This window comes from Gilliamella sp. X-23 (genome assembly GCF_057063545.1).
On the sequence record NZ_JBXSQG010000001.1, the window covers coordinates 70,697 to 96,798 of the forward strand.

The 26,102-nt window shown below is 36.0% G+C and carries 36 protein-coding genes; 22 read left to right on the top strand and 14 right to left on the bottom strand.

Annotated elements, in window-relative coordinates:
* Window positions 1-181 precede the first annotated feature (181 nt).
* The 6 genes from uvrA to ACYH9I_RS00480 all read left to right on the top strand — a co-directional run bounded on the left by uvrA (window position 182) and on the right by ACYH9I_RS00480 (window position 6,722).
* On the top strand, window positions 182-3,010 hold the full coding sequence (uvrA, locus tag ACYH9I_RS00455) for an excinuclease ABC subunit UvrA (RefSeq protein ID WP_483558408.1): 2,829 nt from the start codon (window positions 182-184) through the stop codon (window positions 3,008-3,010).
* A 180-nt stretch (window positions 3,011-3,190) separates the two neighbouring features.
* Complete coding sequence (gene plsY / locus ACYH9I_RS00460) at window positions 3,191-3,781, top strand: glycerol-3-phosphate 1-O-acyltransferase PlsY (protein WP_483558410.1); 591 nt, start codon at window positions 3,191-3,193, stop codon at window positions 3,779-3,781.
* Window positions 3,782-3,989: 208 nt separating this feature from the next.
* Window positions 3,990-4,595: a recombination mediator RecR gene (gene recR, locus ACYH9I_RS00465; RefSeq protein ID WP_483558055.1), complete on the top strand. Its 606-nt coding sequence runs from the start codon at window positions 3,990-3,992 to the stop codon at window positions 4,593-4,595.
* Window positions 4,596-4,663: 68 nt separating this feature from the next.
* Complete coding sequence (locus ACYH9I_RS00470) at window positions 4,664-5,482, top strand: pyridoxal phosphatase (protein ID WP_483558057.1); 819 nt, start codon at window positions 4,664-4,666, stop codon at window positions 5,480-5,482.
* A gap of 22 nt (window positions 5,483-5,504) precedes the next feature.
* Complete coding sequence (truC, locus tag ACYH9I_RS00475; protein WP_483558059.1) at window positions 5,505-6,215, top strand: tRNA pseudouridine(65) synthase TruC; 711 nt, start codon at window positions 5,505-5,507, stop codon at window positions 6,213-6,215.
* Between the two features lie 141 nt (window positions 6,216-6,356).
* Window positions 6,357-6,722 (top strand): DUF4878 domain-containing protein, encoded by a 366-nt coding sequence (locus ACYH9I_RS00480; RefSeq protein WP_483558060.1) that lies wholly within the window; start codon window positions 6,357-6,359, stop codon window positions 6,720-6,722.
* Between the two features lie 124 nt (window positions 6,723-6,846).
* Here the strand turns inward: ACYH9I_RS00480 and ACYH9I_RS00485 are convergent, their stop codons facing one another.
* The 14 genes from ACYH9I_RS00485 to ACYH9I_RS00550 are packed head-to-tail and all read right to left on the bottom strand — an operon-like array spanning window position 6,847 to window position 14,919.
* The gene (locus tag ACYH9I_RS00485) at window positions 6,847-7,209 is read right to left on the bottom strand and encodes a Mor transcription activator family protein (protein ID WP_202112856.1); all 363 of its coding nucleotides are present in this window, start codon (window positions 7,207-7,209) and stop codon (window positions 6,847-6,849) included.
* Between the two features lie 3 nt (window positions 7,210-7,212).
* Window positions 7,213-7,719 carry a hypothetical protein gene (locus tag ACYH9I_RS00490; protein WP_483558061.1) on the bottom strand — a complete coding sequence of 169 codons (507 nt, stop codon included), beginning with the start codon at window positions 7,717-7,719 and terminating at the stop codon, window positions 7,213-7,215.
* A 10-nt stretch (window positions 7,720-7,729) separates the two neighbouring features.
* Complete coding sequence (locus ACYH9I_RS00495; protein ID WP_483558062.1) at window positions 7,730-8,131, bottom strand: gp16 family protein; 402 nt, start codon at window positions 8,129-8,131, stop codon at window positions 7,730-7,732.
* Window positions 8,132-8,821: a DUF2786 domain-containing protein gene (locus tag ACYH9I_RS00500; protein ID WP_483558064.1), complete on the bottom strand. Its 690-nt coding sequence runs from the start codon at window positions 8,819-8,821 to the stop codon at window positions 8,132-8,134.
* Window positions 8,811-9,020 carry a hypothetical protein gene (locus tag ACYH9I_RS00505; RefSeq protein ID WP_483558066.1) on the bottom strand — a complete coding sequence of 70 codons (210 nt, stop codon included), beginning with the start codon at window positions 9,018-9,020 and terminating at the stop codon, window positions 8,811-8,813. Before ACYH9I_RS00505 ends, ACYH9I_RS00500 begins: the two co-directional genes overlap by 11 nt.
* On the bottom strand, window positions 9,013-9,156 hold the full coding sequence (locus ACYH9I_RS00510; RefSeq protein WP_483558067.1) for a hypothetical protein: 144 nt from the start codon (window positions 9,154-9,156) through the stop codon (window positions 9,013-9,015). The genes ACYH9I_RS00505 and ACYH9I_RS00510 overlap by 8 nt, the downstream gene beginning before the upstream one ends.
* A 2-nt stretch (window positions 9,157-9,158) precedes the next feature.
* Window positions 9,159-9,680: a host-nuclease inhibitor Gam family protein gene (locus ACYH9I_RS00515; RefSeq protein WP_267341767.1), complete on the bottom strand. Its 522-nt coding sequence runs from the start codon at window positions 9,678-9,680 to the stop codon at window positions 9,159-9,161.
* Window positions 9,681-9,699: 19 nt separating this feature from the next.
* The gene (locus ACYH9I_RS00520; RefSeq protein ID WP_483558069.1) at window positions 9,700-9,972 is read right to left on the bottom strand and encodes a hypothetical protein; all 273 of its coding nucleotides are present in this window, start codon (window positions 9,970-9,972) and stop codon (window positions 9,700-9,702) included.
* The gene (locus ACYH9I_RS00525) at window positions 9,962-10,357 is read right to left on the bottom strand and encodes a DUF2528 family protein (protein ID WP_483558071.1); all 396 of its coding nucleotides are present in this window, start codon (window positions 10,355-10,357) and stop codon (window positions 9,962-9,964) included. The genes ACYH9I_RS00520 and ACYH9I_RS00525 overlap by 11 nt, the downstream gene beginning before the upstream one ends.
* Window positions 10,357-11,589: an ExeA family protein gene (locus tag ACYH9I_RS00530; protein WP_483558073.1), complete on the bottom strand. Its 1,233-nt coding sequence runs from the start codon at window positions 11,587-11,589 to the stop codon at window positions 10,357-10,359. Before ACYH9I_RS00530 ends, ACYH9I_RS00525 begins: the two co-directional genes overlap by 1 nt.
* A complete protein-coding gene (locus ACYH9I_RS00535; protein WP_483558074.1) occupies window positions 11,589-13,367 on the bottom strand; it encodes a transposase family protein in 1,779 nt (592 codons plus the stop codon). Before ACYH9I_RS00535 ends, ACYH9I_RS00530 begins: the two co-directional genes overlap by 1 nt.
* A 17-nt stretch (window positions 13,368-13,384) precedes the next feature.
* Complete coding sequence (locus ACYH9I_RS00540; RefSeq protein ID WP_483558076.1) at window positions 13,385-14,365, bottom strand: hypothetical protein; 981 nt, start codon at window positions 14,363-14,365, stop codon at window positions 13,385-13,387.
* A 5-nt stretch (window positions 14,366-14,370) separates the two neighbouring features.
* Window positions 14,371-14,679 carry a helix-turn-helix domain-containing protein gene (locus ACYH9I_RS00545; RefSeq protein ID WP_483558077.1) on the bottom strand — a complete coding sequence of 103 codons (309 nt, stop codon included), beginning with the start codon at window positions 14,677-14,679 and terminating at the stop codon, window positions 14,371-14,373.
* A gap of 45 nt (window positions 14,680-14,724) precedes the next feature.
* Window positions 14,725-14,919 (bottom strand): DNA-binding protein, encoded by a 195-nt coding sequence (locus ACYH9I_RS00550; RefSeq protein WP_267355307.1) that lies wholly within the window; start codon window positions 14,917-14,919, stop codon window positions 14,725-14,727.
* Between the two features lie 84 nt (window positions 14,920-15,003).
* Here ACYH9I_RS00550 and ACYH9I_RS00555 point away from each other — a divergent pair, with 84 nt between their 5' ends.
* The 16 genes from ACYH9I_RS00555 to ACYH9I_RS00630 all read left to right on the top strand — a co-directional run bounded on the left by ACYH9I_RS00555 (window position 15,004) and on the right by ACYH9I_RS00630 (window position 26,021).
* Complete coding sequence (locus ACYH9I_RS00555) at window positions 15,004-15,420, top strand: helix-turn-helix domain-containing protein (protein WP_267355308.1); 417 nt, start codon at window positions 15,004-15,006, stop codon at window positions 15,418-15,420.
* The gene (locus ACYH9I_RS00560; protein ID WP_483558079.1) at window positions 15,417-16,001 is read left to right on the top strand and encodes a hypothetical protein; all 585 of its coding nucleotides are present in this window, start codon (window positions 15,417-15,419) and stop codon (window positions 15,999-16,001) included. The genes ACYH9I_RS00555 and ACYH9I_RS00560 overlap by 4 nt, the downstream gene beginning before the upstream one ends.
* Window positions 16,002-16,010: 9 nt before the next feature.
* A complete protein-coding gene (locus ACYH9I_RS00565) occupies window positions 16,011-16,397 on the top strand; it encodes a hypothetical protein (RefSeq protein WP_483558081.1) in 387 nt (128 codons plus the stop codon).
* Window positions 16,398-16,596: 199 nt separating this feature from the next.
* Window positions 16,597-17,685 carry a nucleoid-associated protein gene (locus tag ACYH9I_RS00570; RefSeq protein ID WP_483558082.1) on the top strand — a complete coding sequence of 363 codons (1,089 nt, stop codon included), beginning with the start codon at window positions 16,597-16,599 and terminating at the stop codon, window positions 17,683-17,685.
* Entirely contained in the window at window positions 17,685-18,881 is a 1,197-nt protein-coding gene (locus ACYH9I_RS00575; RefSeq protein WP_483558083.1) for a hypothetical protein, read from the top strand. Before ACYH9I_RS00570 ends, ACYH9I_RS00575 begins: the two co-directional genes overlap by 1 nt.
* 82 nt (window positions 18,882-18,963) lie before the next feature.
* Window positions 18,964-19,380 (top strand): putative holin, encoded by a 417-nt coding sequence (locus ACYH9I_RS00580; RefSeq protein ID WP_483558085.1) that lies wholly within the window; start codon window positions 18,964-18,966, stop codon window positions 19,378-19,380.
* Between the two features lie 2 nt (window positions 19,381-19,382).
* Entirely contained in the window at window positions 19,383-20,006 is a 624-nt protein-coding gene (locus ACYH9I_RS00585; RefSeq protein WP_483558087.1) for a transglycosylase SLT domain-containing protein, read from the top strand.
* The gene (locus ACYH9I_RS00590) at window positions 19,999-20,466 is read left to right on the top strand and encodes a hypothetical protein (RefSeq protein ID WP_483558089.1); all 468 of its coding nucleotides are present in this window, start codon (window positions 19,999-20,001) and stop codon (window positions 20,464-20,466) included. The genes ACYH9I_RS00585 and ACYH9I_RS00590 overlap by 8 nt, the downstream gene beginning before the upstream one ends.
* Window positions 20,408-20,578, top strand: coding sequence for a hypothetical protein (locus ACYH9I_RS00595; protein WP_483558091.1), 171 nt, complete (start codon window positions 20,408-20,410; stop codon window positions 20,576-20,578). The genes ACYH9I_RS00590 and ACYH9I_RS00595 overlap by 59 nt, the downstream gene beginning before the upstream one ends.
* Window positions 20,571-20,771, top strand: a complete 201-nt coding sequence (locus ACYH9I_RS00600; protein WP_483558093.1) for a TraR/DksA C4-type zinc finger protein — start codon at window positions 20,571-20,573, stop codon at window positions 20,769-20,771. Before ACYH9I_RS00595 ends, ACYH9I_RS00600 begins: the two co-directional genes overlap by 8 nt.
* On the top strand, window positions 20,768-21,070 hold the full coding sequence (locus ACYH9I_RS00605; protein ID WP_065574282.1) for a DUF2730 family protein: 303 nt from the start codon (window positions 20,768-20,770) through the stop codon (window positions 21,068-21,070). Before ACYH9I_RS00600 ends, ACYH9I_RS00605 begins: the two co-directional genes overlap by 4 nt.
* Window positions 21,071-21,076: 6 nt before the next feature.
* Window positions 21,077-21,373, top strand: a complete 297-nt coding sequence (locus tag ACYH9I_RS00610; protein ID WP_065588008.1) for a VpaChn25_0724 family phage protein — start codon at window positions 21,077-21,079, stop codon at window positions 21,371-21,373.
* 2 nt (window positions 21,374-21,375) lie between these two features.
* Window positions 21,376-21,921 carry a phage protein Gp27 family protein gene (locus ACYH9I_RS00615; protein ID WP_160424330.1) on the top strand — a complete coding sequence of 182 codons (546 nt, stop codon included), beginning with the start codon at window positions 21,376-21,378 and terminating at the stop codon, window positions 21,919-21,921.
* Window positions 21,918-23,309: a terminase large subunit domain-containing protein gene (locus ACYH9I_RS00620; protein WP_483558096.1), complete on the top strand. Its 1,392-nt coding sequence runs from the start codon at window positions 21,918-21,920 to the stop codon at window positions 23,307-23,309. Before ACYH9I_RS00615 ends, ACYH9I_RS00620 begins: the two co-directional genes overlap by 4 nt.
* Window positions 23,309-24,802 (top strand): DUF935 domain-containing protein, encoded by a 1,494-nt coding sequence (locus ACYH9I_RS00625; protein WP_483558098.1) that lies wholly within the window; start codon window positions 23,309-23,311, stop codon window positions 24,800-24,802. Before ACYH9I_RS00620 ends, ACYH9I_RS00625 begins: the two co-directional genes overlap by 1 nt.
* Window positions 24,795-26,021: a PBECR2 nuclease fold domain-containing protein gene (locus ACYH9I_RS00630; protein ID WP_483558099.1), complete on the top strand. Its 1,227-nt coding sequence runs from the start codon at window positions 24,795-24,797 to the stop codon at window positions 26,019-26,021. Before ACYH9I_RS00625 ends, ACYH9I_RS00630 begins: the two co-directional genes overlap by 8 nt.
* Window positions 26,022-26,102: the final 81 nt, after the last annotated feature.

Here is a 26,102-nt window from a genome sequence, read left to right on the forward strand (position 1 = left end):
AGTGTTTCAGTTGATATTTTTGTCAAAAAAACTTATGAAAGTTTATATTTTGGTGTAAAAATTATCAAATAATGTATTTGCCTATATAGTAGTATATTTAATCGATTATTACTGTTATAATATACAGTTAAATTTCCATTCATTTTGTTTGAAAAACATACATAAGAAGAGATCTATGTCAATCAAAGATATCGATATTCGTGGCGCTCGCACGCACAATCTAAAAAACATTAATGTAACCATTCCAAGAGATAAGTTAGTTGTTATCACCGGTCTTTCGGGGTCGGGTAAATCTTCGTTAGCATTTGATACTCTTTATGCGGAAGGGCAGCGACGTTATGTTGAGTCGTTGTCAGCATATGCTCGTCAGTTTTTATCATTGATGGAAAAACCTGATGTCGATCATATTGAAGGTTTATCGCCAGCTATTTCGATTGAGCAAAAATCGACTTCGCATAATCCGCGCTCAACAGTTGGAACCATCACTGAAATTTATGATTACTTACGTTTACTTTTTGCCCGAATTGGTGAGCCTCGCTGTCCAAATCATCATTTACCATTAGCAGCACAAACGGTATCACAAATGGTCGATAGTATTATGGCATTGCCAACTGAAAATCGATATATGCTGCTAGCCCCAGTGGTCACCGAGCGTAAAGGTGAATTTGTTAAGTTGTTTGAGCAATTAGCCGCTAGCGGTTATATTCGAGTAAGAGTTGATAGTGATGTCTATGATCTTTCTGATCCCCCCATTCTTGAACTACAAAAAAAGCATACCATTGAGGTTGTTGTTGACCGTTTCCGTATTCGTGATGATTTAAAGCTTCGTTTGGCCGAGTCGATTGAAACCGTGCTTTCGATCACTAATGGCATTGTTAAAGTGGCAAATTTGGATGATCCTCAAGCTGAAGAATATCTGTTTTCGGCTAATTTTGCCTGCCCAATTTGTGGTTATAGTATTTCAGAGTTAGAGCCTCGATTATTCTCGTTCAATAATCCAGCCGGCGCATGTCCCGAATGTGATGGTTTGGGGGTGCAACAATATTTTGATCAAAAACGTATTGTGCAAATGCCAGAAGTTTCGTTAGCTGCAGGTGCGATTAAAGGTTGGGATCGTCGCAACTTTTACTATTTTCAGATGTTAAAATCATTAGCGGATCACTATAAATTCGATATTGATAAACCCTATGAAAAATTACCTGAAAAGGTAAAAGATATTTTATTAAATGGTTCAGGTGATACCGAAATCCAATTTATTTATTCAAATGATCGCGGTGATGTAGTTAAGCGTAAACATCCATTTGAAGGCATTATTAATAATTTAGCTCGTCGGTATAAAGAAACTGAATCACAAACTATCCGTGAAGAGTTAGCCAAATATATTAGCCATCGACCTTGCCCTTGTTGTGGCGGATCAAGGTTATGTACAGCAGCAAGAAATGTATTTATTAATGATACTAATCTACCAGCCATTAGTGATTTAAGCACTCAAAAAGCGAAAGATTTTTTCGATCAGTTGTCATTAACAGGGCAACGAGCTCAAATTGCCGAAAAAATCTTAAAAGAGATCAACGACCGTTTACAATTTTTGATTAATGTTGGGCTTAACTATTTAACACTTTCACGCTCTGCTGACACCTTATCAGGAGGAGAAGCGCAACGTATTCGATTAGCTAGCCAAATTGGTGCGGGGCTGGTTGGCGTGATGTATGTATTAGATGAGCCTTCTATCGGATTGCATCAGCGTGATAACACTCGTCTAATTGACACTTTAACGCATTTACGTGATTTAGGTAATACTGTCATTGTGGTTGAACATGATGAAGAAGCAATTATGGCTGCTGATTATGTGATTGATATTGGACCTGGAGCAGGGGTTCATGGTGGTGAAGTTGTTGCGCAAGGTACGCCTAAGCAGATTATGGCATGTAAAAAATCTTTAACAGGCCAATACTTATCTGGTAAAGAAAAGATTGAAATTCCAACTACGCGCACCAAAGTTGATAAGAAAAAAATGTTATCACTTATTGGCGCTACCGGAAATAACCTTAAAGATGTAACATTAAATATTCCGGTTGGATTATTTACTTGTATTACTGGTGTATCAGGTTCAGGTAAATCAACACTAATTAATGATACGTTATATCCTCTTGCACAAAATGAACTCAATGGTGCCGAAAAAACAGAAATAGCGCCATATCAAGCCATTAAAGGGCTTAACCATTTTGATAAGGTCATTGCGATCGACCAAAGTCCAATCGGGCGTACACCACGTTCTAATCCTGCAACTTATACTGGATTTTTTACTTCTATCCGTGAACTTTATGCTGGTGTACCAGAATCCCGCGCACGAGGCTATAATCCGGGGCGATTTAGTTTTAATGTTAAGGGCGGACGATGTGAAGCTTGCCAAGGTGATGGTTTAATTAAAGTGGAAATGCACTTTTTGCCGGATATTTATGTTCCTTGTGATCAGTGTCATGGCGCTCGTTATAATCGTGAAACCTTAGAGATCAAATATAAAGGTAAGTCTATTAACGAGATTTTGAATATGACAGTTGAAGAAGGGCGTGAATTTTTTGATGCAGTACCGATGATTGCTCGTAAATTACAAACCTTAATTGATGTAGGTCTTTCTTATATTACCATTGGGCAATCAGCAACAACATTATCAGGTGGTGAGGCACAACGTGTAAAACTTGCAAAAGAATTATCGAAGCGAGATACTGGACGCACTTTATATATATTAGATGAACCAACAACAGGTCTACATTTTGCTGATGTTAAACAATTACTAGCGCAATTGCATTCATTGCGAGATAAAGGCAATACAATTGTTGTGATTGAGCATAATTTGGATGTGGTTAAAACAGCTGATTGGATAGTTGATTTAGGTCCAGAAGGGGGTAATGGTGGGGGAGAGATTATTGCCGAAGGGACACCTGAAGAGGTTGCTAAATCTAAACATTCCTACACTGGAAAATATTTAAAACCGTTGTTGGAAAAATAATAAACTAAGTAGGATTGTATTATTACTGCTTAGCTTAGATAGAACAGGCAAGGTATGACGCCTGTTCTATTATACTTTACCAGCAAGTAGGGTTAGATACAGGTTTTAAGGTGCTGATTAGCATTTAGCGTTCGATTATTAAAGGCGGCAAATGAAAGGAGTGATATTGTGGCATTTCAAATGATATTAATGATCATAATGGCCTATTTTTTGGGGTCGCTTTCTGGTGCAATGATTATTAGCCATATCATGCATTTGCCTAATCCTTCAGAACATGGTTCGCATAATCCAGGGGCAACCAATATTTTACGGCTTAATGGTAAATTACCCGCCATTTTTGTTTTAATTTTTGATATGCTAAAAGGTACGATTCCGGTTTATATTTCTTATCGACTTGATATTCCTCCTTTCTTTTTAGGTATTATTGGTATTTTTGCTTGTTTAGGGCATATGTTTCCCTGTTTTTTTCATTTTCGTGGTGGTAAAGGTGTTGCCACTGCGTTAGGTATGATGGTCCCCATAGGATTTGATTTTACAGGCTGCTTTATTTTAACTTGGTTAGTTACGTTATTCATAACTGGGTACTCTTCGGTAGCTGCGATAGTCGGGTTTCTTATGGCGCCATTTTATGTTTGGTTATTCAAACCTGAGCTTACTTTACCTGTTGCTATGCTTTCTTGTTTGATTATCATTCGTCATAATAGTAATATTATGCGCCTTTTAAAGGGTGAAGAACCGAAAAGTTACTATCATAGCAAGAGTAAACAATAGTCTAAAATTTATATGCAATAAGTATTAATTTAACGATTGTTTCTGAAAACAGTTGTCGCTATGCATTATTTTAACTATTAATTTTCTGTAAGTTTTTTTCAACTTTCATTATTATTAAATTAAACAAATAAAATAATTCTTGTTTGATAGATTATTGAAAAAAGGTATTATTAACTTAAAATTTAAATATATGAGAATCAAATAATACATGCAAATAAGCCCATTATTAGAATCGCTTATAGAAGCACTGCGTTGTTTACCGGGCGTTGGTCCCAAATCGGCACAACGAATGGCCTTTCATTTATTGCAACGCAATCGACAAGGTGGCATAAAATTAGCTCATGAGCTACATGAAGCGATGATAAATATAGGTCATTGCAAAGAGTGTCGAACTTTTACCGAACAAGAAATCTGTGCTATTTGTGCAAATGTTCGTCGTCAAAATAGTGGGCAGCTTTGCGTTGTCGAAACTCCCGCAGATATAGTTGCCATAGAACAAACCGGACAATATAGTGGTCGTTATTTTGTATTGTTAGGCCATTTATCGCCATTAGACGGTATCGGTCCTAGCGATATTGGCCTTGATTTATTGAAAAACAAGTTAGCGTCAGAATCAATCAACGAAGTTATTTTAGCCACTAATCCCACCGTTGAAGGTGATGCAACCGCCAATTATATTGCGCAAATGTGTGCACAGTTCAATGTGACAGCAACAAGAATCGCTCATGGTGTTCCAGTTGGTGGTGAACTTGAAATGGTGGATGGCACTACCTTATCGCATTCATTTGTTGGGCGTCAAAAAATTGAATTTTAAATTTATTGAAGTTCTAATACTCAGCTAATCTTTATAACAAAGATTAGAAATAAAAAAGAGGGGATTATATGAAGTATAAAGCGGTTGCTTTTGATATGGATGGCACGTTACTAGCCAGTAATCGTTTAGTTTTACCAGAAACTATTGAGATGATAAAAAAAATCAGTGCTAAAGGCGTGAAAGTCATTTTAGTATCTGGGCGTCACCATTCTGTAATTTATCCTTATTATTATCAACTCAAATTATCAACCCCCGCAATTTGTTGTAATGGATCTTATCTTTATGATTTTGAAAAGCAAAACGCTTTTGCTGCTAAACCAATGACTAAAGATCAAGCAAGAATGCTATTAAAACTAGTTAACCAATATGGTATCCATACTTTAGTTTATACTGATCAAATGATGACTTATGAAGTGTTAGATGATCATCTAGAAGGCTTTTTTAAATGGGTCAAAACATTGCCCCCTTTTTTACAGCCAGAAATCAAAAAAGTAGCGAGTTTTGAAAACGTGATTGATCAATCTGGCGCTATTTTTAAATTTGCAACCAGCAGTCATAACCTTCCTGCTCTACGACAATTCTCAAATGCGGTAGATGCATTAGATGTGTTCTCGTGTGAATGGTCTTGGTCAAATCGAGCAGATGTTGCGGTTAAAGGTAATACTAAAGGAAATGGTTTAACGCATTGGGCTGAGCATGAAAATATTGATTTAAGCGAAATAGTCGCTTTTGGTGATAGTTATAATGACATAAGTATGTTATCTATTGCTGGATTAGGGATTGCTATGGGGAATGCTGATAATGAAGTGAAAGCAAAAGCTAGTTATGCTATTGGCGATAATAATAGCCCAAGTATAGCTGCTGAACTTGAAAGGCTATTTTTCTAATTGGTTTTCAATAAAATAGACTATGTTTGAAATTCTTTATCATGATAATGCTTTAATTGCGATTAACAAACCATCGGGTTGGCTTGTGCATCGCAGTTGGTTAGATAAAAAAGAAACAGTTGTTGTTATGCAAACGTTACGAGATCAGATTGGCCAACATGTTTTTCCTGTGCATAGACTAGATAGGCCAACATCTGGTGTGTTGCTGTTTGCCCTTTCTAGTGATGTAGCAAGGCTCATGTCAGAACAATTTGCCACAAAACAAATTGAGAAAACGTATCATGCTATTGTGCGTGGTTATCTTGAGGGTGAATCTGTGATCGATTACCCTTTAGTTGAAGAACTAGATAAAATCGCTGACAAATTTTCTGATAAAAATAAACCAGCACAAGATGCAGTCACTTTTTATAAATCTATTAGCAAAATTGAAGTGCCGGTTAAGGTTGGTAAATTTGAAACAGCAAGATATAGTTTTGTTGAATTAAAACCACAAACAGGGCGTAAGCACCAATTACGTCGTCATATGAAACATATCTTTCATCCTATTTTGGGAGACAGTAAACATGGCGATCTTCATCAAAACCGTGCTTTTGCCAATTATTTTGGCGTTAAACGCTTGATGTTACATGCGAGTAAGTTAGAGATTTCCCATCCTCTTAACCATAAACCAATAACTATTGAAGCTAAATTAGATCAAGATTGGCAAGATATTCTTGTAAATTTTAAAAAGTAATGTTTCAAAATAAAGTTGCTTTGCGATTATCTTATTACATAGTATTATTTTACCTCTTTCCTTTGATGCTATCTGTATAGTTTAATCAAAAAGAAAGAATGTAAAATATTTTATAAATTAAATTTGATAATGGAAATAAAAATGAAATTACTAATGAAATTTTTAAGCGTTTTTTTATTGGCATTGATCGTTACAGCGTGTTCGACTGAAGATACTCCAGAAAAAGTATCAGAAAAATTTATCACAGCAATTTATAAAGGTGATACAGATACCGTTATGAATCTGATCAATTTCCCTAAAGATGATAATAACAAAGGTATGGATATGACAATGTTAGTGAAAAGCAAAATGCAAGAAGCGCTTCAACAAGGGAAAAAATTTGCTGATCAACATGGCGGCCTTGATAAAGTTGAGTCTGCTCCTGCAGAATATACTAATGATGAAAAAACCATGGCTAAAGTAAAAACGACTGTTTTTTTCAAAGATGAAATAGAACATGATAAATAATAATAGAATGATGAGATAAATGGGATATAACAAAATAAACAGGGAAATAATGAAATTGTTTTTTGAAAAAGTGTTACAAAATATGAAATAAAAAATTGCCTAAAAAATTTTGCTCAAAAATTAATTAGGCGTCATTAAAATCAAACAGTGTTGGTTGTTTTTCTTTTATCATTCGTTTATGAACTCGGTCAATTACTTTCCTGATACCACGTTCAGTCATATTATATTTTTGGCTTAGCTCTGCATAGTTGTTACCTTTAAATGCATCATAGATTTGTAGATCACGTTGGTTAAGTTTGAAGATATAATCACGTGGAAATGTGAAGTTTTGACCTCCAAATAGTTCTGAAATTGTATTTGCAATGCTATCACCTAACTGTGCTGCAATATCTTCAGGTAAACCGTAATCCATCGCATCGTTAGCTACAGATAATGATACATGTGTTAGTAATTCATGACGTTTAATAGACATTGCAGACTTAGTCATAATTTACGCTCCTGTTTTGTTCTTATACCAATCTAGTGCACCAGGTATATTTTTTTCTAATTTACTAAAGTCAACACCAGCCCTATACATCTGTTCAAAATATTCTTCATTACTACTACGACTTGGTTTGTCTTCTTCTTTATGTTCAACGTATGCAAATAAATGTTTAGTTGATTCATAAACAGATTTCAAATAGTTATGATTTTTAAACGGTTTGTATTCACCCAATGCACGCTTTGCGTGAATATTATTAACTGTTTCCCGTAGTGCGTGAGCTAGATGCCTGCTTGGTTGATATAATTTTAGAACGTCATTAATTAAGTTTACTGCTCTAGAATTACTTAAATTTGATTTTTGAGTACGAAATAAACCAATATAGGCAATCATCGGTTTAGCACAGCCATAGCTTAAATTACTTACTAATATAAGTAGTTCTCTGCCAGAATCATCTTCGACTAATGCTTCTAAATTAATTTCGTTATGACAAATTGGGCAACGTGTTAATTTCATACTTCTTCCTTTATATGCGTGCTTGCCAACTTTTTAGGCTTTCAATTACAACCATTGCTTGTTTTTTGGTAAGCCAATCCATCACTTCAACACCAGTAATACGTTTTACATATGAATTGATAGCTTTTTCTGAGCGGTTTTTTACTTCACCTGCATCAGCTAGTTCTAGCCATAATGAACGTATTTTTTTATGAACAGGTTCTGTAGCAGTTATCTTCCCCGTTTTTTTTGATGATTTAACTTTAAAACCTTTTGATTTAAGGTTATTTAGAATTTTTTCCAGTTCCCAAACAGTCATATCCTTGGTGCTAGTTTTTTTAGTTATATTCAGTAATAGATGACGATAGGTATCGTCATCAAGATTAAGTTGAGATTTTGCAATATGGATCAGTTTGATATATTTAGATTTCATCTATTTAACCCCTATTAGTGATGGAGAATAACCTGAACTTGATACACCATGATTCAATTGAGCGGTTTTACCTTGTAAGTAACCAATAAATTGTGAAGAGTCTGAACCATTACACTTTTTAGCATCTCTAACCTTAGCTGGTGATAAATCTTTTGTCTTTCTATATTCAGCTAATAGATTTAGTTCCTCATCAGTCATTGCAAAATCTTCAATTAATTGATAAACACCATTAACCCAGCCAACACAGAACGCATCAGCTCGGTTGATTTTAGTGATTTTTTTACAATTACCATTTTGTTGCGATAAGAATTCTTTCCGAGCTTTAACTAATTGAACACTTAAAACGTCAAAGGTATAAGCGGCTAATTGTGGTCGTTCCCTTAGTCCATAAAATGAAACCTTCCGTTTATTGTTTTCCCAAGTAAAATAAGCTCGCACTCCAAATGCGCTTGAAATGATACTTACTAATATTGAAAAATATCTTGGTGGTTTCTCTGCATTTGAAGGGGCATGTTTTGACACATGTTCCTCAATTTCAGATAATTCCACATCTTTATTACTGATATTATGTTTTACCATCAATTTGATGGCTTGATTCATAGCAATAGCGGCTTCATGTGGATTTGTTGATTTTGCTAACGCTAAAAGTTTTTTGATTTTTTCAATATACTTTTCATTATTATTTGTCATAAAAACACCTTAAAAAACTAACAAAACGCTGTTTTAATGTTTTAGCTGATTTTAATTTTACATATTCAGCATAAAGTTCATCGTACAGCTTTCCATCAATATAGCCCTGACCTGTTACTTCACGCATAAATGAATGTTCATGACTGATTGAAATATAATGGTCGGGCATATAACGCTTAGGGCTAGAGAATTTAGCCATTTGCTAATTCCTCTAGTTCGTCGATGATGCGATCCACTTCAAACTCAGATAAACCATACTCTTTACAGTGAACTATAAAATTAGCTGTCTGGCTTAATATAAATTGATGCAGAATATAAAAATCTTGTGTTTGCATGATTAGATAACCTCCTGTTCAAAAGGTACTATCGCAAAATCTTCTACATCTTTTTTAATGGTAATACCCGGCACATGAGCGACAACGTTTGGTTCATTCAAAATAGCTTCTTTATTAACTTCTTCTTTTGTACGAATAAATCGTTCCAGTTTTAGTTTTTTTAGTGTTTCTATAACCGTTTCTAAACCACGAATAACACACGACGGTGGGCGGTTACGCCATTGCACTTCACCAGTAACTAAATTGGCTGATTTAACTTTACCATTGTTTGTTAAAACATCACGGTTTGCTTCGCACCAAATTTGGATACCTTTTTGTATTTCTGTTGCCTTCTTTTTTAACACTTCAATACTTGATGAATAACTTTCTGTAATATCTGCGATTTTGTCGTTCATTTCAGTTTCTAATCGGATTAATTCACGCTGTATATCGCCCAAATATTTAATAGCTTCTGATGCTTGTTCTTTAGATTGCACAACATAGATTGATGCGGTAGCTTTAATACGTTTTTTAGTCTTTATCATTTCTATAGCTCCTATTCGATTAATGCAAGCGACTAATATCACGTTCTTTCCATATAACTCGACAGCCATTTAATTCAAACTGCCCAAATCGATAGTGCCCTTCGTGTCGATAATACGTTGCTTGACCAGCATCTATATATTTATTGCACTTAGGGTGATGCTCAATTTCAATAGTTGGCTTTGAAAGTGAATCATGATAAAAACCAATCACCGTCAACGCTTCATCTGATAAAGTTTTAACTGCTTTATTGACAGCATTTAAGCTATCATTAATAAGTTGATTATTTGTCATTATTCTTGTCCTCATCGATGATAAACATGTTACTTTCATGAAATTCTAGAGAATCACAACTAAGAATTTTTATGCCCATAGAACCATCCATTTTGGGCCAACCTTCATGACCTTTACCTTCTTTTTCATAGTCAAACTGTTCGATGAGATAATCTGTACCGTAATCTTCACAAGTGTTTAACCAGAAACAAAATTTGGCTAATCGTTTTAATACTGCATGTAATACATTTCCATCACACTCATTTAGAAAATCATCTGCATCTATCCAGAAGTTATTTATTTCGACTAGTTCTTCTTTGGTCATTATTGAATGATCTATTTCAACAACCATTTCCAATTCAAAATTCCATCTAACTTTAAATGTATTTGTTGTTTTCTTATCCATCACATATCACCCCGATCTTTAATACATTCAACAATCGCTTCACCTGTAACTTGCTGTGCGCCTATTCGTGCAGCTAGATTTAATGCGTTAGAAACAAGGTTATTTACTGCTAATGGATAACATAATGAACGCACTTGCTTTTCACCTCGACGTGTTGTTGCAACACGTAACCGACTGATGATTTCATTAAATGCAGATGAATCAAATAACGTTGTATAGTCCATATCAATACGTGAAAATTTATGCTTGATATATTCTTCAACTTTAAAATCCAGTGGTTTTAAGTTCACAACTTCACAACGCTGAACCACTTCACGAACTTCAGGATTGTATTCTGATAGTTTTGTTTGTAATTCTGTTTGGCCAATTAAAATAATTGATAGCAGTTTTTTAAAGCCTTCTTGTAGCTCATAAAAGCGTTTTAAATGCTTAAGCGTATGAATTGATAAACCATGCGCTTCTTCAATAATCATTAAATGTTTACGACCTGATAATGCGCTATTTTTAAGTAAAGTATGCATTTGCCTTGCTCGTGCTTCAGCACTACGTTTTGGTTTTGCTTGTGGATCAATCGCATTGATGATTGCACCACTAATATCCATACTTTTAAGTGATTTACCTTTGATTTCGTTATCTTCCAACCCTAATACATACGGTTCGATAACTGTTATTGGTTCATGATTAATATTGATCCAATCAATTAAATCATGGCGCAGTGTTGATTTACCGCTACCTGATTCGCCAATTACTGCTAGCATTCCGCCATGCTTTGCCGTTTGACGCATTGCTGCACGAACGTAACGAATATCATCGGATAGATAAACGTCGGCATCTTCGGTCATTTCATCCGTAAATGGATCCCGAGGAATGCGGAAATGTGCCCGCGCATCTCGATTTATAGTTTGTTTTCGTAGTAACATATAGGCTGACTCCTTTGTTAAGTGTTTTTCATTTGAGTCAACTGGCACAGCGTCGTCCGCCAAGATTTCGGCTGTGTCAGTTTCTTCTTCAAAAATATTTAGTAAATAATCATTGCTTAAACCTAATTTTATTAATGCCTTTTCAATCTTCTGCTCTAGTTCTTCACGCTTAATAGAGCGTGGCCAAATATTGTGATTAACAAGCTGGCTAATTACTGCTTGGCTGATTGAATTGCCTTTGTAATCAATATGCTTGGCGAGTTGCGCCTGTTTGATATTGAATTGCGTCATTACGCTTTTTAATTTCAGCATTATTTAACACTCCTAAACCCTGTCGTACCGTTACCAACTGCAACAGGTGTTGTAAATGTACGAATTAGTGAATCTAACGAATCTTCCGGTACACCATCTTGATAACGAGCCGATAGCCACTTATTTTCATCAGTTGTTAATCTGCGACCGATTGAACTTGTAATACGCATTAAAGCTGCGGTTAACGTTAATGTTGTGGTTGCCGGCTTTAAATGTTCCGGTGTCTCAATTTCATTGCCTTTTTGTTCAAAGTAAGCAGGATGATTAATATCATCTAGATAACTGAGTGTATTGAGCTGACCGCCGAACGGCGCAACTTGTTTTTGCTTCGCTTTTTTGATTTCATCTTCGGTCATATTTGGGTATGCCACTTGATCCATCGCTTTTGCTGCTTGTTCAATTTCTGTATTACCTTTAGATTTATATTCCTCGCCAATTACAGGTGCATCTAAACGTTGTCCAAACTTATCAAAATTGCGATCTGGCTCAATACGATAAATCAGTGCTTCACCGTCATAACGAGGTGCTTCAATTTGAATAGCACAATCACCGTAAACTAATGAACGCACACTGACTTTATCTTTAACCGCAATACCATCTAAGCCGTTTAAACTATAGACTAATGATGATTCTGATTGTGGATGTTTGAAACTAATGGTTAAATCAGCTTTCACTTGTCGCTCTTGCTCACGACTTGCCATAAGGGCTTGGCAAACTTCTATTGATGGCAATGTGCGTAATTGTTCTGCCGTAATATGTTGCCAAAGTGATTGACGTGATACAGGTTCTGATAACCCTATACGACGTAGGCGTGTATCTTGCCCAGGTAAGCGATTAGCGTTATATGCCTCCGCCCAGTTCATTGCTGCATGATTTAACTCATCAATACTGCTGACAGGTTGAAACTTTAAACGACTTTCAAATTGTGTTTCGATGATATTATTGGCATTTTCAACGCCACCTTTAGCTCTTGCATTACCTGCTTCGTGTTCTAGATATTTAACTTCTAAATGGTCTAGCAAGTTCTTGATTGCTGATGATGTATTAGCCGAACCTTTATCCCAATACAATAGCTTTGGTACACCATGAAATAAACGCCCATCTTGCTTACCCCAAGCAAACATTAAAAACTGGAATAATGAGTGTTGGTTTTCGCCTGCAGCTTCAACGTACCAAGGTATAATCATGCCTGATGCTCTGTCATACAAAGTATAACGCCAGACTTTGTATTTAACTTTTGCGTAGTTTTTTAACTTGTTTTTATAAAAATCACGTTCGCGCATAATATGCTGTTTATTTTTCATGTAATAAATCAAGCATAATGACGGATCAATTTCGTGAACATGATTCGGATGTAATGCGCGTAACGACTGTACAGGATTTGCTACTTGTTGCGCTTTTACATTTAGCTTCCTTTGTCTCATTAAACGATTAAGCGTCGCATTGCTGACATTAATTTCATGCCCATTTTGTTCCAATATGCCACGTGCAGTGGTGGTAAACATTGTTTGCTTGCCATTATCTCGCACTGATTCGCGACTCATTGTTGCTAATGCTAAAAGTGATTCACTTGAAACTGTCATTTTTCCTTTATCTGTTCTAGCTTTGCGCTCACTAGACCAGCCACAAACTTGCTTTAATAGCCTATAAATGGTTTGTCTTGAATAGCCTAAAAATGCTTGTGCTTCATCCAATATTGGTCCACGTTGACCGTGACCGACATTATCCAATTTGATAGCAACATTATTTAGATACTCACGAATATTCGGCGCAATCATATTTTTACCCAACCAAATCAATTATCTATTAATGTTTCACTAAATTCTGGCAAGATATCATCACTAAAATTCACCCAGAAATCGTTGTAAATTAATTTACTTTGTGATGACGTTAGCTTTAATGATTGTTGCAATATTGTTAGTGTTGCTCTTAATGACTCTGGTAATGAATATGGTTGTTCAGGATCATAATCTGGATCATTTTCCATGATTTCTTTTTGTAGCTTATCGGCTAATGCAACGTATTGCCGTTGTTGTTCTAGTAGCTCATCAATACGTGATTGCGTTTCTGCTATTTGTTTTTTAAATGGTTCTAAACGCTCATCAAGTGGCACTGTTTTCATTTCGAATTGAGCCAATTTTATTGCTAATTCTTCCTTTTCTTTCGCTACATCGGCATTACGTTTGCTTAATGCTTTGTAGTCAGCTTGCAAATTACTATTTTCTTTTTTGAGCAGCTCTTTTTCTTTAGCATTTTTAGCGATAAATTCTTCTGCCAATTCAACTAATGCCTCTTTATCTCCAGCTTTAGCAACTTCAATCAGTGCCGTTTTTTGGTCTTCGGGTAACTTACGGTATTGGCGTAATTCTCGATAGCCAATGCCCATTTGAGACATACTTTCAAGAGCCTCTTCTCCGAATTCTTTTAAATTTTGAATATCTAAATCAGCCTTCTGTACAGATATACCTAATAAATTACAAAATTCTTCCCAAGTTCCTGTTAAAAAGTCATAACCGTTAGGACTTTTTTTACCTTTCAAATTACGATATAGTTTGTTTTCTTTAACAAAATTTAATTTAGAAGTCCTAACTGTTAGGGAAAATTTAGCAAAAGCATCAGCCATTTGAGCCTGACCTAAAAGTTGGTTAACTAGGTCACGATCCTCGCTATATTCACTTTGAATCGTAGTCATAGTATTCATTACGTCATTAATCCCTTGCTCATCAATTGCAGGTAGTTCAATTTCGTTTTTTGCTTTGTTTGCTTGTCTTGCCATTTTATTTATCCTCTTGAACCAGCCGTAATACGCTGATTGATTTCTGTTATTTGGTCTTGCATTTTAGTGATGTGAATTGCATGTGCTTGGGCTATTTGCAACATTTGCACACTATGAGCAAACAAACCATTATCTAACTTAATTACTAGCCCTTCCTCGATTAGTGTTTGAAGTGAACGCGTTACATTAACAGGTGATTCATTAATCATCTTTGCGATATCGCCGTTAGATAAACCCGTTAACGTATAACCTTTAAGCGCTTTTAGTACTTTAAGTATTCGAGTGCCAGACGTTGAAATTTGTGATTTATGCATGTCTTTCGCCCTTTTTCTATATGTGAAAAACTGTTACAATCGGCATTAATAGGCTTGTTTTAGGCCAAGTTTTACAGCTATTTCGTGCATTTTGCCTCGGCTTGCTTTGGTAAAACCATTTGTGACACGATAAACATCGACTGGGTGATAACCGTTATCATGTGCCCATTGGGTAAATGTTAGCCCTTTTTGACGAAACTGCTGTTTTACTTGCTCGGGAGTAAGAACTTTAGTATTCATGTTGTGCTCCTTTGTGTTACGAATAAATGTGTAATTTATGTGTTATATTATGAGAACTTTAGTTCTCTTTGTCAAGGTTATTTTATGAACTTTAATTCTCAATGTGTGTTAAGATTAAAAGAAGAAAGGAAAAGACTAAGATTATCTCAAGGTGATATTGCCGATACGTGTGGTATTTCAAGAGAAATGTGGGGTAAATATGAGCGTGGCATTGCTGTCCCAGGCGGTGAAGTGCTCGCTTCTCTTGCCATTTCTGGAGCTAATATTCAATATATATTGACAGGTCATAAGTCACAAGAAAATGAAATTAATGCTGATGAATATGAATTACTAAACATGTATAGAAATGCTCCATTATCTATTAAAGCGGCAGCCTTAGGTGCACTAACGGCAGGAACGGCTCAGCAGGCAGGGGTTAATATTTCGAATAATACAATTCGAGGTGAAGGTCAAATTGCTGGTGGAAATATTTATACAACTAGGAGGCGGAAAACAAAGTGACGGTTAGACTTCAGGATAATACGGCAGAACAAATAGCTGGTAGAGATATTTATAATATTACGTCAAGTAATGATGATGAGTTAGATACTCGCCCGTTGGTTCCCGCTCAACGAAAATCCCTTAATAATTTAATTTCTGATATTGAAAACTACGGGGAGTTAACGGCACCAGAACTATGGCTTAAACTACACGCTAATCTTGGTGTTTGTAGTATTAATGAAATAACTGTTTCACAATTTCCTATTGCTGATAAATTTTTAACTGATGAATTTGAAGCAGCTAAAGAAAAAGCATCTTGCAAAATGCTTATCCATTTGATTCTTTGTGAAATTAATGACAAAGATGAATTAAAAGATAAGATGAATCATTACAGTAAGCGGCAATTTTGTACTTCAGATTTAAAACGGCTTAATAAAATGCAGTTACAAAATGTATTAAATTATGTTGAAGAACTTTCTAATTTAGAGAAATTAAATAATCAAAATTTATATAACCAAACAATAACTTTATTCAGAACTCAAATAAAACCCACGTTAGCAATATTTGCCGTGGGTTTTATTTTGGGTGCGATTATTTTTTAAGGATTAAAGATGAAAAATTTATGGTTATTTTGGATTTCAATTGTATTTAGTGTTTTTTTATTAGTTGGTTGCAATTCTCATCCTGAATATGAGAAAAAAATAAAAAACTATATGATGGGTAAACTGAAAGATCCAGATAGTGCGCAATATATATTTAAAAGCTATATGCAAGGAGAAATAGATGGTCATGATGTAACTGTTTATATTGTATTTATTAATGCTAAAAATGGGTATGGTGCTTTTACTGGTTATAAAGAATATGAATTTGCAATCTACAAAAATCCATCTGAAATAAGTGGATTACTTTTATCCCAAGGTGGTGTTGAAGAAGTTAGCCATTTAACAAACACAGATAGATTTGAAGTTATTGAGAAAATGAAGATTATTGATGATTAATTTATAATATAAAAAAAACTGTAAAGCATTTGATGCTGGTCAACGCTCTTGTTTTTAGGGTGATTTTTTAGGATGTAATCAGTTTAAAGTTACTTATCAGTATCAGTGTTTGGGAGAAAATTAGACAGAGGTAATATGGAAAGAAACATCTTTATAAAAGAATATAAAATAAAATTTAGTTAAACTAGAGGAAATGGGAATGGCATACACAATTCAAGCTGGTATTATCCACCAAATAAAAAAAGAACAAAATACAAAGGGTTCAGCTGCAACGTTACAACTACAAGAAGCATTGCATTCAAATAATGAGCATTTAAAAAATTTTGTTGAATATGCAGAACAACAGCTACAAAAATCAGGACGCAATAGTTCTATTAGTGGTGGTTTTGGTATTCAAAATACTCTTTCTAAGGCATTAGCAGATGATTATTTTTCTACTAACGACCAAATTGATTACCTTCTATTATCCAAAGAAATAGCAAAAGGATTATTCCATTTTGTCACTAAGAAAAGTGCGACGACTGGCGAATACGTGCCAATGATATTCTATCGAGATCGCAGTAACACAGATTACTTATTACTCTCATTAATTAGCTTAAATAAATATATCAATATCAATACAAACGGTGAATTTTCTAATACTAGCGTTATAGATAATGATGCGTTAAAAGTAGGACTTAAAATCAATCTAGTTCAGATGGCACTGCATCATGCAAATCCAAATGACCCACCACAAGATAACTATATTCAATGGATCCAACGTGGCAGTAGCAAACTACCAGAGTATATCCAAGAGTTTGTACCTGTCAGTGAACAAATTGATAACGGTAAAACAACAAATTTGCTATTGCAAAGTGTAATGAATTACACTGAATCAACTTTTGATGACTTAAAAACTCGCCATAAGGTTGAAACAGATATTACAACATTAATGCGAACCAAACTAGATCAAGGTGAACCAGTTCACATAGAAGAAGATATTGATAAGCTACTAGACACAGCACTTACAACACATGGTTTAAATGATAAACCTAAATTTAATGAATACCGTCAAACAAATAATATAGTATTAGACTCTTCTTTTCGAGTGGATGGACAAAAATTACAGCGTTATGAAAAATTTGATTTATCATTGGCCGAAAAAGGTATTACAATTAAAGGAACGAAATCAGAAATAGGCGAGTCTATTAAAGCGGTTACCATTGAAGAAGATAAATACCTTCAAATTAAAATTAGTGATGATGAATATACCGAATTAACCACACGCTATAAGGCTTTAGTACAGTAATGTTGAATGAATTTTTTAGTTTAGTAACGGAGATGAAGGTAAGCAAAAAAGAGCTTACAGGATTTGTTACGCCTAAAAATCAAAATGATATTACTAATTTACTGACGTGGAATGATAACCATAGTGATCAATTTCAGCTTAATAAAACAGATATCACCATTGGTGAAAACGTTGGGTTTACATTAAAACCAATTCTTCAAGATGGGTTTGGATATGCCAGTTATGAACACTATTTCGAAAATAAAACTAAATGGTGGGATAATTTAAACCTTGAGACAATAGTAGAGCATCAATGGTTAGTATTTAGTAAAAAAAATACCAGCATAAATTCACAAAATTTAGAAAAAATAATTGAATTATTGCAGTTATTAAAAGGAAAAGATAAAGTTAATGGGTTGTTTTATTCTAAATCAGATACTGTTATAGTATTTTTTAATCAAAAACCTTTTGAACTTTCATTAAAGCCACAAAATGCAGTCGATTTCATTAATTTATTAAAAAAATTAGATGAAAAGAAAATTAAAGCAATCACAGAGCTATGCTCATGGTTTGATGGTAATATTGAAAAAGAGCATTTCCATGCTAAGAAAAATGCTTTCTCCGTTGCTGTTACTGACTATTTGACCGAAAAAGAAGGCTCAAATAAGCACGATATTTGTCATTTACTGGAAAATGTTGTTAATATTAATCATCAAACAGTTATTCAGTATGAACTTTATTTAGAAGATTTTTCTTACAGCAAATTTGTGAAAAAAATTGAAGAGCGTGGTGCAAAGTTCATCACTCGAATTAATGAAGCATTAAGTAAATCGGTTACTCAGATATTGGGTCTTCCAGTCGCAACAGCAGTATTTAATTTTGCTAAATTAGACATACATTGGGTCAGTATTTTGTCCCTTATTGTCTATGCATCATTATGTGGCATCGTGCTTTTCAATCAATCTAAACTATTAGGTGATATTGAGAAGGAAGTTAAGTTATTTGAGAATAAGTTACCTAAAAATTTGAAAAATGATTTATGGAAACTTAATCATGATACTATTGAGAACCAGATAAAATACCAAAGTCGTTTAATAATATTTTTATGGTGTATTATCGGTGCATCTTTAATTTATGCCTTTTTAATTGGTTTCACATTGTTAGAACCGTTTATAACCGAGCTAATTGAAGCTATAGGTAAACAATCAGTAAATTAATCTGCCCCCGTTCAAATTACATTTCAAGTAAGTAAGATCATAATAACCTCATACATTAATTCAATTAATTATGAGGTTTTTTATGGAACACCCTATCAAAAAATTATCCCAAATTCGTCTGTTTAAATGGTATTTAGTCGCCATTACTTTATTTGCAATTATTACGCTACTATCACCTCAACAGTTGCCTGTTGTAGCTTATAAACTATCTCTTGTTTTACTTTCTGCTGTTGTTGGTTATCACCTTGACCGTGCGCTTTTCCCTTATGCATCTCCTGGAGGTTATTTATATAACGATTGGAAAGAGTTTGGTCCTGATTTTTACACCAAGCAATATATTGAGTCTTTAGAAAACAATGAACACCCCGAGGCAATGGATTCCAAAATGTGTGCGGAATACCCTGTTCTTGATGAGTATCGAACCCTGTTTGCGGTTGTTCTGATTCGTCGGGCGTTGATTGTTTCAGCTGTGATTTTTGGTGTAACACTTGGATTATAGCCATGCGTTACTTAACCTTACTTATTGTATTTATGCTGTTTAGTTGTCATTTAGCGCCTGCGATAGCAGTTGTACCAAATGATGCTAAGCAACATCAACGGGAACTGACACGTAATGCACGAGCAATTTTTGGTCTTGATGCGCCAATTGCGTTGTTTGCAGCTCAAATTCATCAGGAATCTCGATGGAAAGTAAACACAAAATCACATGTGGGTGCTCAAGGATTAGCTCAATTTATGCCAACTACGGCTGATTGGATTGCAGGGGCTTACCCTAAATCATTGGGTAGTAATGAACCGTACAACCCATCTTGGGCACTGCGTGCCTTAGTTCAATATGATTATTGGTTATATCAACGTGTAAATGAAGTGGCTAGTGATTGTGACCACTGGGGATTTGTTTTATCAGCTTATAACGGTGGTTTGGGTTGGGTGAATCGTGATCGTCAGCGAGCAAAACGAGAATACCAAGATGCAACACATTACTGGGGCGTTGTTGAAAATATTAATGGCGGTCGTAAAAGCATTAATTTTAAAGAAAACCGTGATTATCCGATTCGCATTATCTACCGTTGGCAACCTGTTTACATAGCTGAAAATTGGGGTTTAGGAGTTTGTGATGATTAAAAATATATGCAAATTAATCAAAAGCTTTTTTGTGAACAATAAAAGTTATTTTTTGTTGGGAATATTTTTGATTGTTGGTTTTGGTTCACTTTACCAATTAGGTATCAGTCATGGCAAATCAATGGCTAAACAAGAATATATTGCTTTAGAAGCAAAACAAGCAATGAATACTTTAAGCCAATTTATTGAGAGTACAAAGCAACTAACTAAAACTGCTAATGATGCAAGTTATTCATTGTCACAGCAGATAGCAGAAAGGAAATTATATGATGAACAATCAACTCAAGCATTACAAGATGCACTTAACAAAACGGCTAATGATCGCACTCATTGCGTGTTTGATGATAGTGTCTTGCGGTTCATCGACTCAGCCCGTGCAAATGCCGCACAAGCAACAACCCATGGTTTTACCAGCACAACTGACGGTACCATGCGAATTACCCGTAAAACGACGAAATAATACCGCTGATGGTTTAGCTGAAGTCTTAAAACAGCTTTATGACCAATATGGGCAGTGCTCAGGTCGATTTATTGAACTATTAAAATATATCAACGAGGTAAATAATGGATAACGCTGATTTAGCATCAAATGTTGAAATGGAAGCACGGGAACGAATACTAGCAAAACATCAAGCAAAGACAGGAGTATCAAGTCTGTATTGTCGAATCTGTGAAGAGCCTATAGCTGAAGAACGTCGAAAGTTAGTCGTTACTGATTTATGTCTTGAATGTGCAGCATTGGAAGAAAAAAGGAATAAACGATGAATTTTAATGAACTTACCTTTAATTGGCAGTTCCTGCAATGGGCTGTGATGGCGGTGGTTGGCGTTTACTCATGGTTAATTGGACGTCAATCGGCTAGCCAAAAAGAGCTACTAGACTTACGTATTCGAGTAACACAAGTTGAAGAGACTGTTAAGTCATTACCAACTCAGCATCAGGTAACCAAATTGATTGAAAAACTAAGTAGCAATGAAGCTACTTTAAATCAGCTATCTGATCGGCTTTCAGGATTATCTCGTCAATTAGATAACATTAACCAATTTTTATTAAAGAACAAGTGAGGAATTATGAGCTACGCTGAATTTTTAAAAGAAGATCAACGTTTGGTTATTTTGCGTATCTTATATGAAATGCCAAGTTATAGCAGTAATTCTAGTATTATCTATAGTGCGTTAGATCACTATGGCCACGCTATTAGTCGTGATCAAGTTAAAACCCATTTAAGTTGGCTTGGACAACAAGACTTAATTAAAACCGAAACAATCGGTAGTGTTATTGTTGCTCGTTTAACCGATTTTGGTGCTGATGTGGCTACCGGTAAAGTTGTTGTGCCTGGTGTAAAACGTCCAAGCGCAGGAGCGTAATTATGGGACGTAAATCAACGATCCACAAATTAGAACCCGAAGTTCGTTCATACATTGAAAAACTATTACGAGCAGATCAACTTACTCTTGATGAAATGATTGCAGAGCTGCAACAAAAATTCCCAAGTACTGATACGCCAAGCCGTTCTAGTCTTCACCGCTATCAAAAAGGTTTTAATGAAATGACCAATAGCTTACGTGAAATTGAAACAGCATCACGTATTTTGGTTGATGAACTTGGTGATAGTGTTGATGATAAATCAGGGGCACTACTTGCTCAGGCTGTTACAACGCTGGCAACGCGTGCTGCATTTAAGGCGCATGAATCAGAAGATATCACTATCAAGGAAATTAGTTTTTTAGCGAAAGCCGCTAAAGAAGCCATGCAAGCCCGTCAATTAAGTTTTAAAGAGCGGCAGGAAATCGAAAAAGCAGCACGTGAAAAGTTATTGCGTGAGCAAAAAGAAAAACTGGATGAGCTAGAAAAAACAGGCGAAGTACCAGCTGAGATGTTAGCGAAAGTAATTAAAGCGGCGTATGACTTATGACAGTAAAAAATGAACCAGCCTTAAAACTCTATGACTATCAAAAACAGTGGGTAAACGACACTAGCCGTTTTGCTATTGCTATGTTCTCTCGCCAATGTGGTAAAACGTTTACTAGCACATTACAAATTGTGCTCGACTGTTTGCGAGCTGAAGCTCAGGGGAAACGTGCGCGTTGGGTTATTTTATCACGTGGTGAACGTCAAGCACGCGAAGCCATGAATGAGGGGATTAAAGTTCATCTGCGTGCAATGTCCGCAGGTTTTAAAGAACTCGATTATGATTGGGATGCCAATATTCGAGCGTTAGAAGTTGAATTACCCGGTGGTAGTAAAATTACTGCTTTACCTGCCAATCCAGACACCGCTCGTGGTTTTAGTGCTAGTGTTTTACTTGATGAATTTGCCTTTCACCAAGATAGCCGGGCAATTTGGAAAGCATTGTTCCCTGTTATCTCAAAGCCCGATTTAAAACTGCGTGTGATCAGCACACCAAATGGCAAAGGCAATAAGTTTTATGAGCTGATGACAGGTAAAGATGATGGTTGGTCACGTCATACTGCTGATATTTATCAATGTGTGGCAGATGGTTTACCGCGTAATATTGAAGAGTTGCGACGAGGTGCCGGTGACGACGATTTATGGGCGCAAGAGTTCGAACTTAAGTGGTTAGATGAAGCGAGTAGCTGGCTAGATTTTGATTTAATTACTAGCGCTGAAGATGAAAAAGCAGGAGTCCCTGAACACTATACAGGCAATCCTTGTTTTGTTGGCGTTGATATTGCTACACGTAATGACCTATTTGTTATTTGGGTCATTGAACAAGTGGGCGATGTTTTTTGGACTCGTGAAATTATTGAGAGAAAGCGACTCTCTTTTGCCGAACAAGATTTACTGCTTGATGATGTTTTTAGACGTTATCGTGTTATTCGTATCTGTATGGACCAAACAGGTATGGGTGAAAAGCCGGTGGAGGATGCTAAACGGCGCTATGGTGAAATGGTCGTTGAAGGTGTGCTATTTACCGCTCCCAATAAATTAACATTAGCAACACAAGGTAAACAATCATTTCAAGATAAAAAACTTCGTATTCCCGCTGGCAATAATGCCCTTCGTGCCGATTTGCATAAGTTGAAAAAAGTGACTGGAGCAACGGGGCAACCGCGTTTTGTTGCTGATTCTGATAGTAATGGTCATGCTGATCGAACTTGGGCTGCCTTTCTTGCAATTAATGCTGCTAGTCAAGATAGGTATGAAATTGAATATCAGTCACTTGGATATCGTGATTCTTACCGTTCATTGAATCAATATTCGGGCAGCTCAGAACTGGAAACAACTGATACAGGCTTTGGCACGGTACGTGGCGGTAACGACTTTGGAGGATTTATTTAATGTTGAACTGGTTTAAAGGTAAAAAGCCAAGCGTTGAAACTGGCCGTGAAGTAGCCGGTACTGGTGAAAATAATGATATTACTAAATTGTATGTAGGAGCACTAGCTCAACCTGACGATAGTGTTCTTCGCAATCGTGGGGGCGGTCGTTTAGATATTTACAAAGAGGTTTTAAACGACGATGAAGTTAAATCAGCATTTACTCAGCGCCAAGATGCAGTAATCTCTCGCGAATGGAAAGTCGAACCAGGTGGAGATAAACCAATTGATACCGAAGCGGCTGAAGCTATGAGTGAGTTACTGAAGTCGGTGGGATTTGACCGTGTAACTAAGTTAATGCACTACGGTGTTTTTTACGGTTATGCTGTGGCGGAGTTAATTTATGGCATCAAAGATAATCTATATTGGATTAATGATATCAAAGTTCGTGATCGGCGTCGTTTTCGGTTTACTCCAATGGGTGAACTGCGCTTATTAACGCCCAATAATATGCATGAAGGTGTTGCTTGTGATGCACCGTACTTTTGGCATTATGCCACAGGTGCCGATCATGATGATGAACCGTATGGACTTGGACTTGCTCACTGGCTTTACTGGCCAAGCTTTTTTAAACGCAATGATATTAAGTTCTGGCTAATTTTTCTGGAAAAATTCGGCATGCCAACTGCGGTAGGTAAATATGGCACAGGTGCAACACCTGAACAGAAACGTGATCTATTGTCATTAACTCGTGCTATTCAAACCGATTCAGGCATTATTATTCCTGAGAGTATGACATTAGATTTATTGCAAATAGCACGATCAGGTGCAGGTGATTACAAAGCATTCTATGACTCAATGAACGAAGCTATCCGGCGTGTAACAGTCGGACAAATTACCTCATCTGGTGGCGCATCAAGCTCAATCGGTGGTGATGAATCACTCCAAGCTGCGGTACTAACATCAATTGCAAAATCAGATTCTGATGTAATGTGTGAAAGCTGGAATCGAGGACCTGGTACATGGTTTACACAGATGAATTTTCCCGGTGCTGCTGTTCCTCAAGTTTCACGTATTTTTGATGAACCAGAAGATTTAAAATCAATGTCAGAACGTGATAAAAATATTATTGAATCCACTGGTTTCCGTCCAACTCTTTCGCATGTACAGGATACTTATGGTGGTGAATGGGAAGAAAAACCGCAACTAGCAGAGCCGATTGATGCGCAATCTTTAAAAAACGTTGATTTTGCCGAACAGCAACCGAATAACTTTGCACCAGTGTTGCAATCAAATCGTTTAAATACCGAGATGCAACCTATTACCGACCAATGGATTAATCAAATTAAAGAACTGGTTGATAATGTTCAATCATTAGAAGAATTACGTGATAAGTTATTTGAGCTAATTCCAGATATGCAATTAGATAAATATGCAAAGGTCATGGCTGAAGCATTAACAGCAGCTAATTTAGCAGGTCGCACAGAACTACTTGAGGATAGCAAAAATGGTTAATGTCGCATATGGCTCGTTGCCATTTAAAGAGCAAATCGAATTCTTCAGACGTAAAGCAAATGTGCCCACAAACAGCTATGTAGATATCTACAATAATGAGCATGATTATGCCTTTGTTGTGGCGGGTGCTAATCGTAATGCATTACTAAATGATTTTCGTGCAGCTATTGATAAAGCAATTAGCCAAGGTACTACACTGGATGAGTTCCGTAAAGACTTTGCTGAGATAGTAGAACGTCATGGTTGGAGTTATAACGGCGGTTTTAACTGGCGTACTCGTATCATCTATGAAACAAATTTAAATTCATCTTATCAAGCTGGACGCTACCAGCAATTACGTGATGCTAAGTTTCCATACATGGAATATTTGCATAGTGATTATGTTGAACACCCTAGAGAACTTCATCAAAGTTGGGATCATCTGGTATTAGATTTTAATGATCCTTGGTGGAATACTCACTTTCCACCCAATGGCTATGGTTGTCAATGTCGTGTTCGTGGGCGAACTAAAGGTGATTTAAAAAGAATGGGAAAACACCAACCTGACAAAGCACCAACAATAAATTGGGTTGATAGAGTAATTGGGGAAAATAGCGGTAATCCTAGAATAGTTCGAGTACCTGAAGGAATTGACCCTAGTTTTGAACATATTCCCGGGCAATCAAGACTTGATAATTTTGTACCAAATCCATTAGATACAGATCCAACTTTAAAACGAGGTTTACCATCAAGCAAAGCAACTGATGAATGGCCAGCTATCCGTGAAGTAAGCAAAAATAGACTGTTAGAAAAAGGCTTAACTGAAGAAGATTATGCCAATATTTTCTTAAATGAATTTGGCGCAACGTTAACTAAGCCAGCTATTTTTAAAGATGTAGCCGGTGATGCATTAGTAATCGGTAAGCAGCTTTTCACTGTTAGCAAAACGGGTGAATTGAAAGTTACAAAACGTGGTCGTGAGCAATTTTTATTGTTACTTGCGGATTCGTTAAAACTGCCTGATGAAATTTGGACGAGAATGGAATACTTTGATCATCTACAAAAATCTGTAGTGCGCCGGCGCTACATTTCTCGTTTTATGATTGATGGTGAAATTAAGCCTATGCTAGCGGTATTTGAAGTGGGTGATGATGGTTGGCTAGGTGTAACAACATTTGCGCCTGATAACCCTGAATATTTAGAACAGCTTCGGGTCGGTGTTCGAGTGTTTAAACGATAAACCTCAATCACTGCCATAATTGAGGTGTATAAGTAAGGATTTGAGGCTTTGGCAGAAGCTGCTTACTTACATTCGAAATAG